Annotated in this window: 17 protein-coding genes and 1 tRNA gene; 10 read left to right on the top strand and 8 right to left on the bottom strand. The window is 55.2% G+C overall.

The window, feature by feature from the left end; genetic code table 11:
- Positions 1–16: 16 nt before the first annotated feature.
- Positions 17–1561 (top strand): methionine--tRNA ligase, encoded by a 1545-nt coding sequence (metG, locus tag AC6EI9_RS03300; protein WP_498470146.1) that lies wholly within the window; start codon positions 17–19, stop codon positions 1559–1561.
- Entirely contained in the window at positions 1561–2748 is a 1188-nt protein-coding gene (lptC, locus tag AC6EI9_RS03295) for an LPS export ABC transporter periplasmic protein LptC (protein WP_498469087.1), read from the top strand. Before metG ends, lptC begins: the two co-directional genes overlap by 1 nt.
- On the opposite strand, the gene AC6EI9_RS03290 is transcribed toward lptC, so the two are convergent.
- The gene (locus AC6EI9_RS03290; protein WP_498469086.1) at positions 2678–3343 is read right to left on the bottom strand and encodes a cofactor assembly of complex C subunit B; all 666 of its coding nucleotides are present in this window, start codon (positions 3341–3343) and stop codon (positions 2678–2680) included. The two genes, lptC and AC6EI9_RS03290, sit on opposite strands and share 71 nt — an antisense overlap.
- Positions 3344–3410: 67 nt before the next feature.
- Between AC6EI9_RS03290 and AC6EI9_RS03285 the strand changes: the two genes are divergently transcribed.
- The 6 genes from AC6EI9_RS03285 (at position 3411) to AC6EI9_RS03260 (ending at position 7839) form a co-directional block, all read left to right on the top strand.
- Positions 3411–3818, top strand: coding sequence for a tellurite resistance TerB family protein (locus tag AC6EI9_RS03285; RefSeq protein ID WP_498469085.1), 408 nt, complete (start codon positions 3411–3413; stop codon positions 3816–3818).
- A 30-nt stretch (positions 3819–3848) separates the two neighbouring features.
- On the top strand, positions 3849–4526 hold the full coding sequence (psb32, locus tag AC6EI9_RS03280) for a photosystem II repair protein Psb32 (RefSeq protein WP_498469084.1): 678 nt from the start codon (positions 3849–3851) through the stop codon (positions 4524–4526).
- A 7-nt stretch (positions 4527–4533) separates the two neighbouring features.
- Positions 4534–5682, top strand: a complete 1149-nt coding sequence (gene pxcA / locus AC6EI9_RS03275; RefSeq protein ID WP_498469083.1) for a proton extrusion protein PcxA — start codon at positions 4534–4536, stop codon at positions 5680–5682.
- Positions 5675–6226 carry a bifunctional adenosylcobinamide kinase/adenosylcobinamide-phosphate guanylyltransferase gene (locus tag AC6EI9_RS03270; protein ID WP_498469082.1) on the top strand — a complete coding sequence of 184 codons (552 nt, stop codon included), beginning with the start codon at positions 5675–5677 and terminating at the stop codon, positions 6224–6226. The genes pxcA and AC6EI9_RS03270 overlap by 8 nt, the downstream gene beginning before the upstream one ends.
- A complete protein-coding gene (locus AC6EI9_RS03265; RefSeq protein WP_498470145.1) occupies positions 6226–6717 on the top strand; it encodes a tRNA (cytidine(34)-2'-O)-methyltransferase in 492 nt (163 codons plus the stop codon). Before AC6EI9_RS03270 ends, AC6EI9_RS03265 begins: the two co-directional genes overlap by 1 nt.
- A gap of 108 nt (positions 6718–6825) precedes the next feature.
- Positions 6826–7839 carry a peptidoglycan DD-metalloendopeptidase family protein gene (locus tag AC6EI9_RS03260; protein WP_498469080.1) on the top strand — a complete coding sequence of 338 codons (1014 nt, stop codon included), beginning with the start codon at positions 6826–6828 and terminating at the stop codon, positions 7837–7839.
- A 107-nt stretch (positions 7840–7946) separates the two neighbouring features.
- Here AC6EI9_RS03260 and AC6EI9_RS03255 read toward each other — a convergent pair.
- Together AC6EI9_RS03255 and AC6EI9_RS03250 are read right to left on the bottom strand one after the other, a co-directional pair.
- Positions 7947–8020: transfer RNA gene (locus tag AC6EI9_RS03255), tRNA-Met, on the bottom strand.
- Between the two features lie 52 nt (positions 8021–8072).
- Positions 8073–8369 carry a hypothetical protein gene (locus AC6EI9_RS03250; protein WP_498469079.1) on the bottom strand — a complete coding sequence of 99 codons (297 nt, stop codon included), beginning with the start codon at positions 8367–8369 and terminating at the stop codon, positions 8073–8075.
- A 152-nt stretch (positions 8370–8521) separates the two neighbouring features.
- Between AC6EI9_RS03250 and AC6EI9_RS03245 the strand changes: the two genes are divergently transcribed.
- Entirely contained in the window at positions 8522–9115 is a 594-nt protein-coding gene (locus AC6EI9_RS03245) for a peroxiredoxin (RefSeq protein WP_498469078.1), read from the top strand.
- Here the strand turns inward: AC6EI9_RS03245 and AC6EI9_RS03240 are convergent.
- Positions 9108–11957, bottom strand: a complete 2850-nt coding sequence (locus tag AC6EI9_RS03240) for a UPF0182 family protein (RefSeq protein WP_498469077.1) — start codon at positions 11955–11957, stop codon at positions 9108–9110. The genes AC6EI9_RS03245 and AC6EI9_RS03240 overlap by 8 nt on opposite strands.
- Before the next feature lie 17 nt (positions 11958–11974).
- A complete protein-coding gene (gene ftsH / locus AC6EI9_RS03235) occupies positions 11975–13837 on the bottom strand; it encodes an ATP-dependent zinc metalloprotease FtsH (protein ID WP_498469076.1) in 1863 nt (620 codons plus the stop codon).
- 87 nt (positions 13838–13924) lie between these two features.
- On the opposite strand from ftsH, the gene rpmF reads away from it, so the two are divergent.
- Complete coding sequence (gene rpmF / locus AC6EI9_RS03230; RefSeq protein WP_066907424.1) at positions 13925–14101, top strand: 50S ribosomal protein L32; 177 nt, start codon at positions 13925–13927, stop codon at positions 14099–14101.
- On the opposite strand, the gene AC6EI9_RS03225 is transcribed toward rpmF, so the two are convergent.
- Genes AC6EI9_RS03225 through AC6EI9_RS03215 form a run of 3 tightly spaced genes read right to left on the bottom strand, consistent with a single transcriptional unit; the run spans position 14065 to position 16134 of the window.
- Positions 14065–15024 carry a kinase gene (locus AC6EI9_RS03225; protein WP_498469075.1) on the bottom strand — a complete coding sequence of 320 codons (960 nt, stop codon included), beginning with the start codon at positions 15022–15024 and terminating at the stop codon, positions 14065–14067. The two genes, rpmF and AC6EI9_RS03225, sit on opposite strands and share 37 nt — an antisense overlap.
- Before the next feature lie 16 nt (positions 15025–15040).
- Positions 15041–15379, bottom strand: a complete 339-nt coding sequence (locus tag AC6EI9_RS03220) for a DUF565 domain-containing protein (RefSeq protein ID WP_498469074.1) — start codon at positions 15377–15379, stop codon at positions 15041–15043.
- On the bottom strand, positions 15376–16134 hold the full coding sequence (locus AC6EI9_RS03215) for an HAD-IA family hydrolase (protein WP_498469073.1): 759 nt from the start codon (positions 16132–16134) through the stop codon (positions 15376–15378). Before AC6EI9_RS03215 ends, AC6EI9_RS03220 begins: the two co-directional genes overlap by 4 nt.
- Positions 16135–16193 lie beyond the last annotated feature (59 nt).

Genomic DNA, 16193 nt, shown 5'->3' with positions numbered 1-16193 from the left:
GGAGAGCGCCGAAGCGATGACCTACAGCCTCACAACACCGCTCTATTACGTCAATGCCAAGCCGCATCTAGGCAGCACCTACACGACCATTGCCTGTGACGCCTTGGCTCGTTTTCAGCGCCTTGAAGGACAGCAGGTTCTGTTCGTCACTGGGGTGGATGAGCATGGTCAGAAGATTCAGCGCACGGCCGAGGCTCGCAAGATCAGCCCACAGGCTCACTGTGATCAGATCAGCCGCGAATACATGGATCTCTGGTCCCAGTGGGAGATCAGTAACGATCGTTTTGTACGAACCACAAGCGAGCGACACCTTCCCTTGGTTCAGGAGTTTTTCCATCGCTGTGAAGCTGCAGGTCACATCCGTACAGGCCATCAGGAGGGTTGGTACTGCGTCGATTGCGAGGAATTCAAGGATGATCCTGCCAATGCCCAATCACCGAGCTGTCCAACCCACCAGAAGCCCCTTGAATGGCGCGATGAAGAGAACCTGTTCTTCTGTCTCTCCCAGTTTCAGAAGCCGATTGAATCCCTGATCTCACAGCCTGGATTCATTGCGCCGGCAAGTCGTCGCAGGGAAGTTGAAAATTTTGTGGCCGGAGGCCTGCGCGATTTCTCAATCTCCAGGGTCAATGTGTCTCATGGGCTTCCGGTACCAGGCCATTCCGGCCACACCTTCTACGTTTGGTTTGATGCACTGCTGGGTTATCTGACAGCTCTGCTGGATGATGGAGGTTCAGTGGATCTGAATCGCCTGAGCAGTGCTGGCTGGCCCGTCAGCGTGCATGTCATCGGCAAAGACATCCTGCGTTTTCATGCCGTTTACTGGCCAGCGATGTTGATGTCGGCAGGTTTGCCCTTGCCCAAGAGCGTCTTCGGCCATGGCTTTCTGACCCGCGAAGGCCAGAAAATGGGCAAATCTCTGGGCAACGTGTTGGACCCTGAACTGTTGCTTGAGCGCTGCGGTACGGATGCTGTGCGTTGGTATCTGCTGCGCGACATTCAGTTCGGTGATGACGGTGATTTCCAACAGCAGCGGTTTGTGGATCTGGTCAATAACGATCTCGCCAACACGATCGGGAATCTGCTCAACCGCACCTCGTCGATGTCCAGGAAATGGTTTGGCAGTGGCTTGCCTCCTGTGGCTGAGACGGTTCGCGACGACCATGCACTTCGCGGCAAGGCAGAGCTGACGATTCAGCAGGTTCGGACGTCAATGCCGGCGCTCAATTTTCAAAAGGCTGCTGAAGCAGTGCTTCAGCTTGCAATCGACACCAACGGTTTCCTGAACGAACAGGCTCCCTGGAGTCTGATGAAGCAACCAGGCCAGGAAGTACAGGTTGGTGAAGATCTCTATGCCGTTTTGGAATGTTCCCGGATTGTGGGAATTCTTCTGCAACCGATCGTGCCTGATCTCAGTCAACGCATCCTTGCTCAGCTGGGTCTTTCCCCGATTTCAGGATCCTGGAACGATCATCTGGACTGGGGGAGGCTTGTTCCCGGATCACCTCTTCCCAAGCCGGAACCTGTCATGCAGAGACTCGAGCTCGAATCACCACTCTGATGACCTTGATCAATGCAACAGGTCGTCGGCGCGGTGGTCTGCTCATCATCCTGTTGCTGTTGACAGGCTGTGGCAGTGACAAACCGACGTCAACAGCTCAGGCACCACCGTTTGTCTTTCGCTCGCTGAAACTCGAACAGAAGACCAGACAAGGACTGATGGACTGGAGTTTGAACAGTCCTGAAGCCCGTTATGAACTCACTCGACGTCTTGTTCGTGCCCGCCAGCCTGTCGGTGTTCTCTACAGGAACGGCAAGCCATCATTCAGGGTGAACTCAGATCTGGCTCTCGTTGTCAACGATGGTGAGCAGATCCTGCTTGAAGGTGATGTGAGGCTGCAGCAACTCAATGGTTCGAGACTTCTGATCGAGGGAGATCGTCTGCGCTGGCGTCCGCAGCAGGGGATTTTGTTGATTGAGCAGCGACCGAGGGCTACGGACAAGGAATCCAGGATCAGCGCCAGCGAAGCACAGCTTCTGCAGACCACGAACGACCTGACCCTCAGGGGTGTTGTCAGACTTGAGCGCTGGTCAAAGGACTCCGATCCATCCAAGCCGGACACCACACTCCGAACCGGTCTGGCCGAGTGGAATCTCGATTCCGGTTTGCTGAAAGCCGAGGGACCCGTTCTGGCACAGCGACGCGACACGGAAGGAACGGTGCTTGAGCAGCTTGAGGGCAAGACTCTTCAAGGAAATACACGTGTAGGCGACCTGATGGTGATGGCTCCGGTCACTGTCCGGATGCCACGTCAACAAGGAGTTCTCAAGGCGCAGGACACCACGTGGAATTTTCGAACGCAGATCGTGCGGAGCGAGCAACCCTTCGAGGCGGTACTCGACCGCACCAGAATCTTTGGCAATGCTTTTCAGGCTGAACTGCAGGACAGCACGGTGGTGATCAAGGGTGACTGCAGGATTGAACAGCCCGGAGAGGCGCTCGATGCCACCACTTGTCGCTGGAACTGGGGCACTGAGGAGGTTCTGGCGGAGGGGAACGTCCTGTTAAAACGTGACGCCAATGACCAGTTGACCCGTGCCAGCAGATTGATGGGTCAGGTTGGTGAGAAAGGCAGGATCACCTTCACCGCTCCGGGCGGAAAGGTGCAATCTCGGGTCAGATTCCCTTCGGATCAATCTGTGGATCAGAGTCCTGGACCACGGAAATCAGCTCCAGTTGAGTTCTGAGCCTTTCTGCCCAGCCCGCCAGCCATCGTTCATCAGAACGGGTGAAGCAGCGCTCTGACCAGCCACCCAGCACAATCCAACCACGCTCTCCGAGGGGTTGAACCATCACAGCCGGCAGACCTGGCAGAACAGCATCAAATTCCTGACGACCTGGGTAGAGAGCGGTTCGGACCAGTGACACCAAGGCCTGCCGATCCGTACTGCGTCGACAGATCTCACCAGGAGAGAAAGGATCCTTGGTGATCAAACCTCGTCTCAGGAGCACCGTCTCGTCCCAGTTCACCAGGATCGTCGCCGCCGAGGTTGCCGTCAGAAACTGATGGCTTCCCCAGGCCAGTTCCGTGCGCAGGCTTTCGGAAAGTCCAGCGGCGATTTCAAGACCCTGTTTGCCTTCAAGCTTGACGGCCTTGGGGTTGCGAGGAACCGCTCGGGTCCAGAGCACTGCCACGAGCATCAGGCCAACCGCCGCCATACCCGACAACACTTCTGCACGCTGAAGTGCCGGTGTGAACGTTCCGGCTGTCAGAGCATTGAACACAGCCAGCCCCAGCACCAGCAGTCCGGAGATCAGACAGAGTCGCGCGGAGCCTGGCATGGTCTCGAGAGTCCTGCGGTCAGAAGAGCTCACTCTTGCTCAAATGGGGCAGCACTGACCAGTGGTGATGACGGACGCAGAAGCTTTTGCCTCGATTGCACTGGCTGCGGTGGCCTGCGACGGCACCCTCGGTCGTGAAGAAGCCCATGCCCTGCGACGATCACTGGAGTTCCGCACTCCCTACAAGGACCGCACGGAACAGGAGATGGGAGCCTTGTTCGACCGATTGCTGGTCACGCTGCGCGAACAGGGGGTCAACCAGCTGGTCACTGAGGCATTGCCGGCTCTCACTCCCGTGCAGCAGGAGACGGCACTGGCGGTGGCGGTTCAACTCACTCATGCCGACAGGGATGTCTCGCCAGCAGAACAGGTGTTCCTGAACCAGCTCTGCGATCGACTGTCTCTTCCTGACGGCCGAGCAGTGGCGGTGATGGAGGCCATCATGGCCCTGCATCGCGACAGCCTTTCCACCTGAAGGCAGACTGTCAGCACATTGCTCCTGACCATGAAGCGTCTGAACCACCTCCTCGGAGGGATTCTGTCTGCTGTGTTCTGTCTGCTGCTGGCTGTTCCAGCAGCAGTAGCGGTGTCTGCACAGGATTTCCCGCTGTCTCTGCCTGATGACGTCGTCCTCGATTCAGCTGATGTACTGAGCAGAGCCAGCAGGAACGAGATCAGCACGCGTTTGCAGGAGCTCGACCAGTTCCATGTCGATGCCCGTTTGGTGACGTTGCGACGACTCGACTACGGACTCAGCCTGTCCGGTTTTGGGGACGAACTTCTGGCTCGATGGGGCCAGGAATCCAACTTGACTGATCGCCCCCTGCTGATCTTCCTTGAGGAAACTCAGAGCAAGCAGGCGACGGTTGTTGCGGCTGACCAGCTGCTTGATCAGTTACCCGAGTCCCTGTTGCGCAGTACCGGACGGACGACCATGAGCCAGCCGTTGCGAGATGGCGATCGCTTTCGGCAAGCGACCCTCGACGGAGTCAGCCGAATTGAAGTCGTCCTCAATGGAGGAGAAGATCCTGGACCGCCCGTTCAGCTCGACCGTGTCTCCAACCCAACCAATATCCCAACTGCTGAAGAGACTGGAGAAAGCAACGCCTTCACATGGGTTGTCGTTCTTCTCGTCGTCGGCACCATAGTACCAATGGCGACCTGGTGGATTTTCTCCAGCTAACGACACGATGGCAGGACGTAACTGGCTTGGAACCTTCGGTGGAGCCAAGTCATTCAATGTGAATTCAGAACTGGATCGCGGTTACGAAGCCGCGCTTCTGATTCAGAGTCTTGAGCTTGAATATTACGGTGACAGGCCTATTCGTCCGGACTTGGAACTAGCTGTTCCATCAACTGTTCAGGCCACGATCCTTCGCAAGTTCAGGGCTGCTATCAACGTCTGCCGCTCATCCCTCGACAAACTGGAGTACCAGCGAGCGCAATTTGACACCCAGGAGCTCAGACAGCTTCAACTGATTGAAAGTGTTGTTAATCGATATAGCCCCAGGCGTGCAGCCTCTGCGCCAACGATCAGCCGTGCCCCTGACCCTCTGCCCCGCTCCTTGCTGGGCATCTTCGACACATTGCGGCGTCAGCTCAATCCAGCTGCAGAAGCGACGTTGGTGGCAGGTTTCCGACGCCGTAGAGATTCAACACTGATTTCACTGAAAGTTCTGCTTCTGCTGATTCTTGTTCCGTTGTTGGTTCAACAAGTCAGCCGCACATACATCATTAGTCCAGCTGTTGATCACTTTGCTCCAGACCTCCCGTTCCTCAGTTATCCCAAGCCTCAGCTTGAGGAGCAGGCTGTGGAGAAACTCAGGGTCTATAAGGCTGAGATTGAATTTGACGCTCTTCTTCGTGGAGATTCCATTCCCACCCAGGAGGAGCTTCAACAGAAACTATCTTCAAAAGCCGAAGAATTGAAGGAAGAAGCTGATTCAGAAAGTACTCATGCTGTTAAAAATGTTTTGGCAGATCTCGCAGCAACGATCGCGTTTGTTGTGGTTTGTCTGTTCAGTCGCGAAGAACTGAGGGTGCTTCGTGGATTCTTTGATGAAGCTGTCTACGGACTCAGCGATTCAGCCAAGGCTTTCGCAATCATTCTCTTCACCGATATTTTTGTTGGTTTCCATAGTCCTGAGGGCTGGACTGTTCTGTTGGATGGAATCGCCAATCACTTTGGGTTTCCAGCACGAGAGAACTTCATCCTTCTCTTCATCGCCACGTTCCCTGTGATTCTTGCGACCATCTTCAAGTATTGGATTTTCAGATATCTCAACCGTGTCAGTCCATCCTCTGTGGCCACACTGCGCGGCATGAACGGCGGTGGCTAATCCCTTGCATGGTCTGGTCATTGTGACCGGCCCAAGCCGTGGTGGAAAGAGCCGCTGGGCTGAACATCTCGTCGCTCAACACAGTCCTGTCAGTTACGTCGCCACATCCGATTCACGCCCTGACGACAGGGAATGGCAGGAGAGACTTCGCTTGCATCGAGATCGGCGCCCCTCGGATTGGGATCTGGTCGAAAGTGGAGCCGATCTATCGATGGCTCTGAACACCATTCCCACCAACCACACCGTTCTCGTGGATGCTCTGGGAGCCTTTACGGCTTGGCACTTGGACGCATCTCCCCCTCACTGGATGGAACTGAAAGCTGAGCTGTTCCAAAGCATTCAGGCGCGACATAGACCTGTCGTGATAGTGATCGAGGAGACGGGCTGGGGAGTTGTGCCGGCAACTGCCATTGGAGGTCGATTTCGTGATCGCCAAGGCCGGCTGGCCCAACAGCTTGAAACCATGGCCTCAGCGAGTTGGCTTGTGGTCCAGGGACGAGCCCTTGACCTGCATGCACTCGGATGCGCGGTACCTGATCGATGATGTTGGATTCCACGCCCTTGAGAGTTGCGCTGTTCGAACCGAGGATTCCCCCGAACACCGGCAGCATCGCGCGAACTTGCGCAGCATTTGGTCTGCCGCTCGCACTGATCGAGCCCCTTGGATTTTCAATTGACGATCGTCACCTCAAGCGCGCTGGCTTGGATTACTGGCCTTTTGTTGATCTGTCTGTGCATCAGGATTTTGAGCATTTTCTCAACAGACTTCCAACGCCGTCACGGTTGATCGGCTGCAGCCGTCGCGGAGGGCAAACCCTTCAGACCATCAGTTTTCAAACAGGCGATGTTCTGTTGTTCGGACGTGAAGACATCGGCCTTCCAGATCCAATCAGGACTCAATGCGATCAAATTCTCACGATCCCGATGCCCTGCAGCGCTGCTGACGACGGCAGTGGTGGTGTTCGCAGCCTGAATCTCTCAGTCGCCTGCGGAATCGTCAGTTATCACGCAGGAACAAAGCTTCAGTTGTGGTAATTGGAGATCTGCCACGAAAGCCCTTGCACTGTTGTATTTCGCTCGCTACTTTCAGCCGAATCCCGGGTTGTGGCGGCTCCGTCGGGAATGATCCTCAAGCTTGCCTGAATGAAGCCCCTTTTCATAGCTGTTACCGCAATTACTTCCTGCAGTGCGCTGTTCGCGGTTTCTCAGCTTTCGGGGTACGCCGAATCCGATCACTACAGCGCCCAGCAGCTTTTCACTGCACTTCCCAATACAGCATCTACTCCTTCTCCCCCAACGTCACTGATCTGGGTTGAGCTAGCAGCAGACAGCGATCTGAGTGTGATTGCCAGAGAGCTTGACCTTTCTCTGAGTGAACTTTCAAAACTGAACGAACAGTCAGCTTCCACGTTGCTAACAGCTGGCCAATGGCTTGTTTTGCCTGAACAGAGTCGTAGTGAAGTTGCCAGCTCATCCCGATTTGTTGCTGGGTCACTGCGCAAAACCGCACCTCTCAGTTCTCCTCCAGTTCCTAAGGATGTGGTGGAGATTCAATCAGATCAAACCCTGTCTGGGTTCATCAGGGACCATGGCATCTCGCTCCAACAACTCAAGGATCTCAACCCTGGAGTCCAGCTGTCGAAAATGTTGGTGATTGGCAGCAAAGTTCGTGTTGCCGAAGCACGCCCTCTGATGGGAATCCGACCACTCAGATCCGGTGGAGCGAGCTGGCCCAATCTTCCTGGCTTCAGTGGTTCTGAGGCCTTTGACCCCTCCCAGTCTTTCATCTGGCCGACCAAAGGTGTTTTCACCTCCGGTTATGGATGGCGTTGGGGTCGGATGCACAAAGGCATTGATATCGCCAACAATGTCGGCACACCGATTTTTGCAGCCAAGGATGGTGTGATTGCCTTCGCCGGCTGGAGCAGTGGTTATGGCTATCTGGTTGAAATGTCCCATGGTGACGGCTCATCCACGCGTTATGCCCATAACAGTCGTCTGCTGGTGAAAAAAGGCCAGATGGTGCCCCAGGGCACCCGTATTTCTTTGATGGGCAGTACCGGCCGAAGTACAGGTCCTCACCTGCACTTCGAGATTCGTCATCCGGGTGGTGCTGCCCTCGATCCGATGGCGATGCTCCCAGCTCGTCGTAGTTGACAACGATTGAGCGTTATAACTGTATTGGAAACTTCATTAGTTGTACCTCAATTTTATTATTTCACTGATCTGAAAGATATTTTTTGAGTTTGATCTGAATAATTAAATGTCAGAGGAGAGACTTGAACTCTCGACCTCAGGGTTATGAATCCTGTGCTCTAACCAGCTGAGCTACTCTGACGAATGGCCCTCAGGCCAGTACTCATCATACATCTTGGGATGTCCTGATTGAGCTAACGCATCTCAATGGCATTGAGACGTTCTCGGAAGGATTTAGGGGACGACTGCGCTGTTCCCGCATCTTCCGCCAAGGAGACATGACCATCGGGAATCGCATTGGGCCTACGTTGCTGCCTGACTGGTTGGCCACGGTGAGGCCGAGCTTTGAGCAAGAGTGCCCTCGTTTTTGGGTCACGTTCGAGTGGTTGGCTGCTCAGCTCGCTACGCACCTGATTCAGCAGTCGAAAATGCCCGGTGCTGCTGAATTTTCTGAGAAGAGCTGGATCCCAGCTCATGGATGAATGAATCATGCGTTGATAATAAGAGTGGGCCGTGCTGAGACAGGCTCTCCGACGTGCCGCAGTCTCTAGGTCAGCCGTGATAACTTGTCGCGAGCAAATGGAAGTCGGAACGACTACGACCTAGGCCTGTTCACTTCCTTGCCAAACCTCGCATCACCAACATGTCTTCGCTGCGCGTGGGCCAACAGGCCCCCGATTTCACTGCCACAGGAGTGGTTGACCAGGAATTCAAGGAAATCACTCTCTCGCAGTACCGCGGCAAGTACGTGGTGCTGTTCTTTTACCCTCTGGACTTCACCTTCGTCTGTCCAACTGAGATCACGGCATTCAGTGATCGCTACTCAGATTTCTCCAGCAAAAACACCGAAGTCCTAGGTGTTTCAGTTGATAGTCAGTTCAGCCACCTGGCCTGGATCCAGAGCCCACGTAATCAGGGTGGCCTTGGCGATATCAACTACCCCCTCGTGTCCGATCTCAAGAAAGAGATTTCCACGGCCTACAACGTGCTCGATGAAGCAGAAGGTGTTGCATTGCGCGGGTTGTTCATCATCGATCCCGAGGGTGTGATTATGCACTCAACCATCAACAATCTCCCTGTTGGAAGAAACGTTGACGAGACTCTGCGCGTTCTTCAGGCTTTCCAGTACGTTCAGTCCAATCCTGATGAAGTTTGCCCTGCTAACTGGACACCAGGTGAAAAGACCATGAAGCCTGACCCGGTTGGAAGCAAGGAGTTTTTTGCTGCGATTAATTGATCGATACATCGCTTGCTGATGTCTCCAAGGTCCGCGGCGAGCGGGCCTTTTTTAATGGCGTTGTGCTGCTTTCATCTTTACGGCTGTCGAGAAGTGACCTCAATCCAGTGTCCAGATCAGCTGCCATTGCCACACGGCGCCCATCACTCACCACGATTCTGGTCAATGTCGGTAGCCCTCCCTGCTGTGCCCGCAGATAAATCGGTTCGACATACAGCAGTGAATCGCCAACAGGAACAACAAGCAGATTGCCTTGCACAACCTGTGAGCCCGCTCGATCCCAGAGAGCAAACTGCTGACTGATTTCAGGATTTTGATTAATCAGCGCTTGAACTTGCTCTGGGCCAAAAATCGGAACATCACTCGGGAATCGCAGCAGAATGAGTTCTCCATAGTGTTCACCATCATTCCTTGCTGCCAACCAGGCAGATAGATTCGGCCGTGCCAGGGGAGTGAGAGGTTGCAACAGAAGAAACTCTGAGCTTTGACTCGGCTTAACCTGGGCTGTAATGTGATAAGGCGCTACTGGGATTTGATTTTTCCCGTATAACTCCATTGGCACTTGCCAGACATCATCACCGCTGTAGAAAATACGAGGATTGGTGACGTGATAACGCAGCAATTGCTGGACCTGTAATTCAAACTGTGCCTGAGGTACCAACAAGTGCCTTCTAAGACTGGGGGGCATCAACTCCAGAGGTTCGAACAATGATGGGAAAACATTGGCCCAGCCTTGAATGATCGGATCACGCGGTTCATTGATATAAAGATGAACCTTCCCGTTGTAGGCGTCGACAACTGCCTTCACAGAATTGCGCACATAACGAAGAGGTCGACCATCTGGAAGCGTTGCTGCGTAAGGGACGGTTCTTGATGATGTGAACCCTTCCACAATCCAGTACTGGTGTTGGCCCTCCTGATACCCACTTGGAGCATCATCCATCGGCACAGAAACCAGATATGGGTCTCCCATCAGATCCAGAAAGGGTGCCAGTGTTCGAACTCTTTCTTTGACATCACGCCGCAGAAGCAAACGGGACTTTTCAGTGAGAGCTCCTGTGTTTAGGAACCGAGGATCAGCAAGATATGTCGCCGCGGTAATTCTCTGCCATAGATGCTCAAGCGAGACACCCGCAGAACCTGAATAGTGGTTATATGTGTTGTCGTCGCCCTCGGGATAATCAAACTCTTCGATGCGAGTGGGTGCTACGGCATAGGGTGAAGGCAGGGCTCCAAAGTAAAGTGCAGCTCGACCGATCGGTACTTCACGTTCGACATCGGCCTTGGTAATACCCAACGACTTGTTCCCTTCAATCCGTGTGGATTGGCCCAGATCACTAATGAAGTAAGCCGGAAGACCATCCGGCTCTTTTGTATTTACAGGATTCAGCGTGAAGCCGAAACCGTGGGTGAAAACAAAATGACGGTTCTGCCAGGTTCGAGAACGTGCAGGAAGTGCAGCCTGGTCCAACTCCCGGGCTGAAATAATGACTTGCTGATTCTCATTGCTTTCTGGATTGAGTGGATAACGATCAACGGAAGCATTCGCAAATTGGTAGTAAACCCTCAGTTGCTGTAACTGTCGATTGGTATCCAGCATCGGTTGGCTGTCCCAGAGTCTGATGTTTTGAAGCGTGCTTGCTCCTTTGATCAGGTCCTCTTCGCTGATCTCCTGCGTTGGCGTGGTGCCACGGGCCCTGATGGAATCCAGCTGGTAGGCCTGTCGTGTCGCTGAAATTGAGCGACTGAGATAAGGAGTTTCGAGTTGCAGTTCTCGAGGCCTGACCACCATCCACTGGACAATCGGCGACAACAGGAGTTCTGCAAGAACGGCGACCAACGCCAGGGTGAACAGTGCTGTTCTCAGCCGTCGTCGTTGTTGCTGGGCCTCTCCCGGCCATGGCAGACAGGTACCGGCCATCAGCACCAGCGACAGAGCAACTAACTGACGCAGCGGCAGTCTGAGATGGATATCGAGCCATCCTGCTCCGGCAACCAATCCGCTCTGGGTCCAGAGCAATTGGTGACGGACGAGCCATGTGAGAGCAGCCAGCACGAGAAGCAACAGGGCCAGTACGGGTCGAAGCAATGCACGTTCTTGAGAATTCCAGCCAGGAAATCCCCAGTCACTGAGACAGGGAGAACGGGTCAATCGACTCCACGCCGAGGTGCTCAACGTCAGCAGGATCTGCAGCAGCAGCAGCTCAAGGGCCAGTGCAAAGGCTGAGAAACGACCTAATCCGAAACTGAGATCCGCACCCAGAAGTGGATCCGTGGTTCCTGAATCAGGGATCGTGATGGCCAGTGCCCAGAGTCCCCAACTGCGACCTGCCACAACACAGAGGCAAAGGCTCCCATACACAAAAGCCAGGTTGATGCGACGCCTGCGTCCGAGCCCCGATGTGATCAGCAGGATCAGAACAATGCTGAAAATCAGAACGGTCCATTCCGGTTGAAACGGAACACTCCACCAGTGGGCCAGAAGAAACGGTTGCTTCCATGCGAGCCATGCCAGCCGTGTCGTGACACCGAGAACGCTGAGAAGAATCGTGAGGCAAGCAAGTAAAGAGAGGGAATAGACGCCGCCTCGTAGTGCGGGAATCTCACCCCGTGGAGTCGGGACATAGGCCCGCATCCAGCGGTGTCGCCACCAAGCGGTGATGAGCACAAGCAGGAGCGCTACACCAGCCCCAAAGAACTGAAAAGCGAGTCGTTGCCCGTAGATCCCCTGATGCCCGAACTGAGAAAACCAAGACCACTCAACCTGGAGCCTGGCGAAGAGCCAGAAGGCGGGGAACACCAGCAGGAACCACACCGCTGATGGACGCATTAGAGGGGACATGCCCCGTTTGAGCAGGCTCAAGCCCCAGCCGGCAGCTGATCCAGGCTAGAGCTCCTGGAGGGGACGTCGAGTCCTGCAAGAGCATGGAAACGATCGGACTGAAGGGTCTCTTCCTCAATCAGAGCATCGACAAGACGATCCATCAGCTCTCGCCTTGGGGTCAGTAGATCAATGGCCTGCTGCAGGGCCTCTTGTGCCAACGCTCGAACCCGGTGATCAATTTCTCGACCGGTGCTTTCGGCATAGGACTGCCTCGTATGCACCAGATCACGCCCAAGAAAAACTTCCTGATCCTGACCTTCAAGAGCAACTGGGCCCAGGTCGGAAAATCCGAAACGCGTCACCATTTCCCGTGCGAGCTGCGACACCATCTGGAGATCGCCACTGGCACCCTGCGTCACCTCAGAGTCTCCGAAAACCACAATCTCTGCCGCACGGCCGCCCAAGGCCATCACGAGCCTTGCTCTCAGATAGGCACGCGTGACAAGACCGGAGTCAATAATTTCCTCATCAGGGAAAAAACGGGTGAAGCCGCCAACTCCACCACTGCGTGGCAACAGAGTGACCTTGTCCACGGGGTCGGCATGGGGAGTGAGCGAGGCCACGAGTGCATGGCCAATCTCGTGATAGGCAATTAATCGCTTCTTTGCGCCGTCCTGGAGCGGGGCAGCAGTCAGGCCCATCGTGATGCGCTCGAGGGCCTCCTCAAGCTCTCTGTTGCCGAGGAAAGACGCCTCATGACGCGCCGTCAGAATCGCTGCTTCGTTGAGAAGATTGGCTAGATCCGCGCCTGAAAAACCAGGTGTTCTACTGGCCCATTCAGCCAGCGAAACCTCATCGGACAACGGACGGGTTCGTGCATGCACAGCGAGAATCGATTCCCGACCGCGGCGATCAGGTAGACCCACCTGGATGCGTCGGTCGAACCGTCCAGGGCGCATCAATGCCGTGTCCAGCACATCAGGTCGGTTCGTCGCTGCCAACAGAATGACCCCCGAGTTATCGGCGAATCCATCCATTTCGGTCAGCAACTGATTGAGGGTTTGCTCCCGCTCATCATTCCCACCACCGATTCCTGCACCTCTCTGACGACCAACAGCATCAATCTCATCGATGAACACGATGCAGGGGGCTTTGTCCTTGGCCTTTTTGAACAGGTCTCTGACCCGGCTGGCACCAACCCCGACAAACAGTTCAACGAACTCAGAGGCTGCAATTGAGAAAAAGGGAACTCCTGCTTCTCCGGCGATGGCTTTGGCAAGCAGTGTTTTGCCGGTTCCTGGTGGACCAATCAACAACACCCCGCGAGGAATTCGAGCACCAAGCTTGATGAAGGTCTCCGGTTGTTTCAGAAAGGTGACCACCTCCTGCAGCTCTTCCTTGGCTTCGCCGATCCCAGCGACATCTTCAAATCGAACCGTCATCTCATCTTGCGGGGTGGTTCTCGCCTGGCTGCGTCCGAACCCCATGGCCTTGTTGGCGGCCTGAGCTGATCGGCGCAACAGCAAGGACAAGCCGACAACGATCAGAACAATCAGAGCAAGATTTCCAGCGAGACCTGCCAGTGCCTGCTCTTGGCGGACGTCCTTGACATTGAGAGGTGTGCCGGATGCTTCAGCAACGCGCAGGATCTGCTGATCATTTGCCAGCACAGGAACTGTGATTTGCTTCCCGTCGCGATAGGTGACGATCACCTGACGGCGAGCGGGCACCAACACAAGTTCCTTGACGGAGCCGGACGATATGTCCTTGAGCAGGGTGCTGTAACTCACTTCCGGTTGCCTTTGAAACAGGGCGAACGGATTGTTCTGTTGCTCCTCAGGCTTTGACTTGGGCGCTTGAGTTCCCGGTTCTGACTGGGTCGGCTGCTCTGAACTCACACCGCTGATGCGTTGCACCAAGACTAGCGATTTGACGAGTGGGCTCTTCGAAGTGGATCATGGCTGTTTGGCAGCGAAACGCCCGCGATGGCCGTCCCGAAGAAGAAAACCTCAAAAAGCAAGCGCAACCAGCGACATGCTGTCTGGAAGGCCAAAGCTGCCACCGCAGCTCAGCGTGCACTCTCGATTGGCAAGTCTGTGCTGAGCGGACGGGCGCAGGGCTTTGTCTATCCCGTTGCTGAAGAGGACGAGGCTGAAAGCTGATTGTCCAAGACGTGGATCTCACGTACATCGCGTGATTCCGTGAGATCGATCACCACACGGCTCAGGGGAAGGTTGCGTAGCCAGCTCGGCGGCAGTGCGGCAAGCACCATCCGGTTGAAGTCGGCAAGTTCATTGCTGCGGTAGCCCACCCCGGTCTGCTGCTCCAGGGTGGCGAGTTGCTGCTGCTTCCATCGAGACGATTGATCGTTTCGAACAGCCCGCAGATGCCAGAGATCATCAAGGAGTGTCCAGACCTCCTGATAGTCGGCAAGTTCAGAAACGGCTCTGGAGCGCCAGACAAGCTCTTGCTCTGACAATCCATCAAGGTTTTCGGTCTCAATCGAGGGGAGCGGAGAGGCCCCCAGAAACCAGCCTTCAAGCAAGACCACTTGCGGTCGTGAACTGCTGCTTCCGCATCGATCACCACGGCCATTGCGGAGTGACTTGTCGAAGCGCGGAACCGTGAGCTCACCAGTTTCTTTCCAGATTGCAAGGGACTGCAGCAGCCCATCAATGTCGTGGCTGCCAGGAAGAGCTCTTGCAACCGACCAGGGGTTCCCCCGCATGCTCTTGTCCAGCTGCTCCGCTGGCCAGTAGAAATCATCAAGTGAAAGGTGATCCACAGGCCAGCCCAGTTGTTGAGACGCGGATTTGACCCAGCTGCACAGCGTTGATTTACCGCAACCCGGCAGTGCACTCACACCAAGCACAACACACTCCCCCTGAAGCTGAGCCGACTCAACTCGGCTCAGCAAGGGCAAACCCACGAAGGCAATCCAGCCATCCATTACTGGCACAGACCAATGATGTCTGGCCAGATTCACACCACCAAGACGCTCCCATCGGTTCCACCAGTCCTCAACGTTGGACCAGTCGTGGCTTGCAAGCAGACGCTGGAGCCCATCAGGAACCTCCTGAGGCATCAAATCGTTTTGGCGATCAGGATCCAAGCTTGTAAGCCTCGAGCACAACCGCATAGACCGTGCCGATGCGCAAGTTGTCGAGAGCAAGCCAGGGGAGAGGCCATGGGCCGGAACGCACTTTGCTGCGCAGGCGAACGATCAGCTCAATCATCAGCACCATCACCAGCACCGCTGCAGGACGGTTCTGACCGGATCTCTGAAACCAAATCATCGTCACGTTGCTGCCAATGATGAAGCCGAACAGCAGCGCCAGAACAGCAACACTGCGTCGTCTCCATGGACCGACCAGTGTCTGGTTCAATTGCCTGCCGATCCGGCGCTGCAACTGCTCGTAGCGGGTGGCCTGAAGCGTCATTGCGAAGGGGCCGTGATCAGCAACTCCAGGTACTCCAGCGTGATCCGACCCTCAGCACAAGGGGGGCCACTCAAGATCCTCGCCTCCTGATCAACGTCTCCGAACTGATCGACCACGGCCTCGGCATCTCCCAGGTTGTTGTCAATCTCGGCATCCCAGGGGGATGGGGTCAGCAGGCAGCACAAACCAGCTGCTTTGGCTGACCGCAGTCCAGGGGATGAATCCTCGAAAGCGACAACATTGGCCCGATCTGATCGACTCAGATCAAGTGCGAGTTGATAAGGATCGGGATGGGGTTTGTGTCGATCCACATCATCGGCAGTCACCATTCCTTGGAAAATTCCGGACAATTCGCTTGGTAGAGACTGGAGTAGAGCCTCAACAGAAGCTCGTCCACTGCTGGTCACAATCCACTGCTGCACCTTGGCACTGTTGAGTTCCTGAAGCAGTCGACTGACACCGGGGCGCAGTTTCACAGTTCCAGAGGACGCGATCTTCAGGTAGTGCTGTTGTTTCGATCGACGCAATCGATCGAGCTGCTCCTGATCAATCGGGGCTCCCAATTGTTCTGCGTAGAACCGCATGCGCTGCCGTCCTCCAGGGATGCTCAGCAGTTCGCAGTAGAGCTCTTCATTCCAGCACCAGTTGAGACCACACTCTGAGAAAGCCTGATTGAAAGCAGGGCGATGGCCATTCAGCTCGGTGTCGGCGAGCGTTCCATCCACATCCCAGAAAACAGCCTGCAAATGGGTCATGTTGGAGATCCGACCGGGCCCCAGCTTGAACGATCGCTTTTGAAGCGATGAGGACCCAC

This window comes from Synechococcus sp. MIT2312 (assembly GCF_059772315.1).
This window is presented reverse-complemented; position numbering and strand designations above follow the sequence as displayed.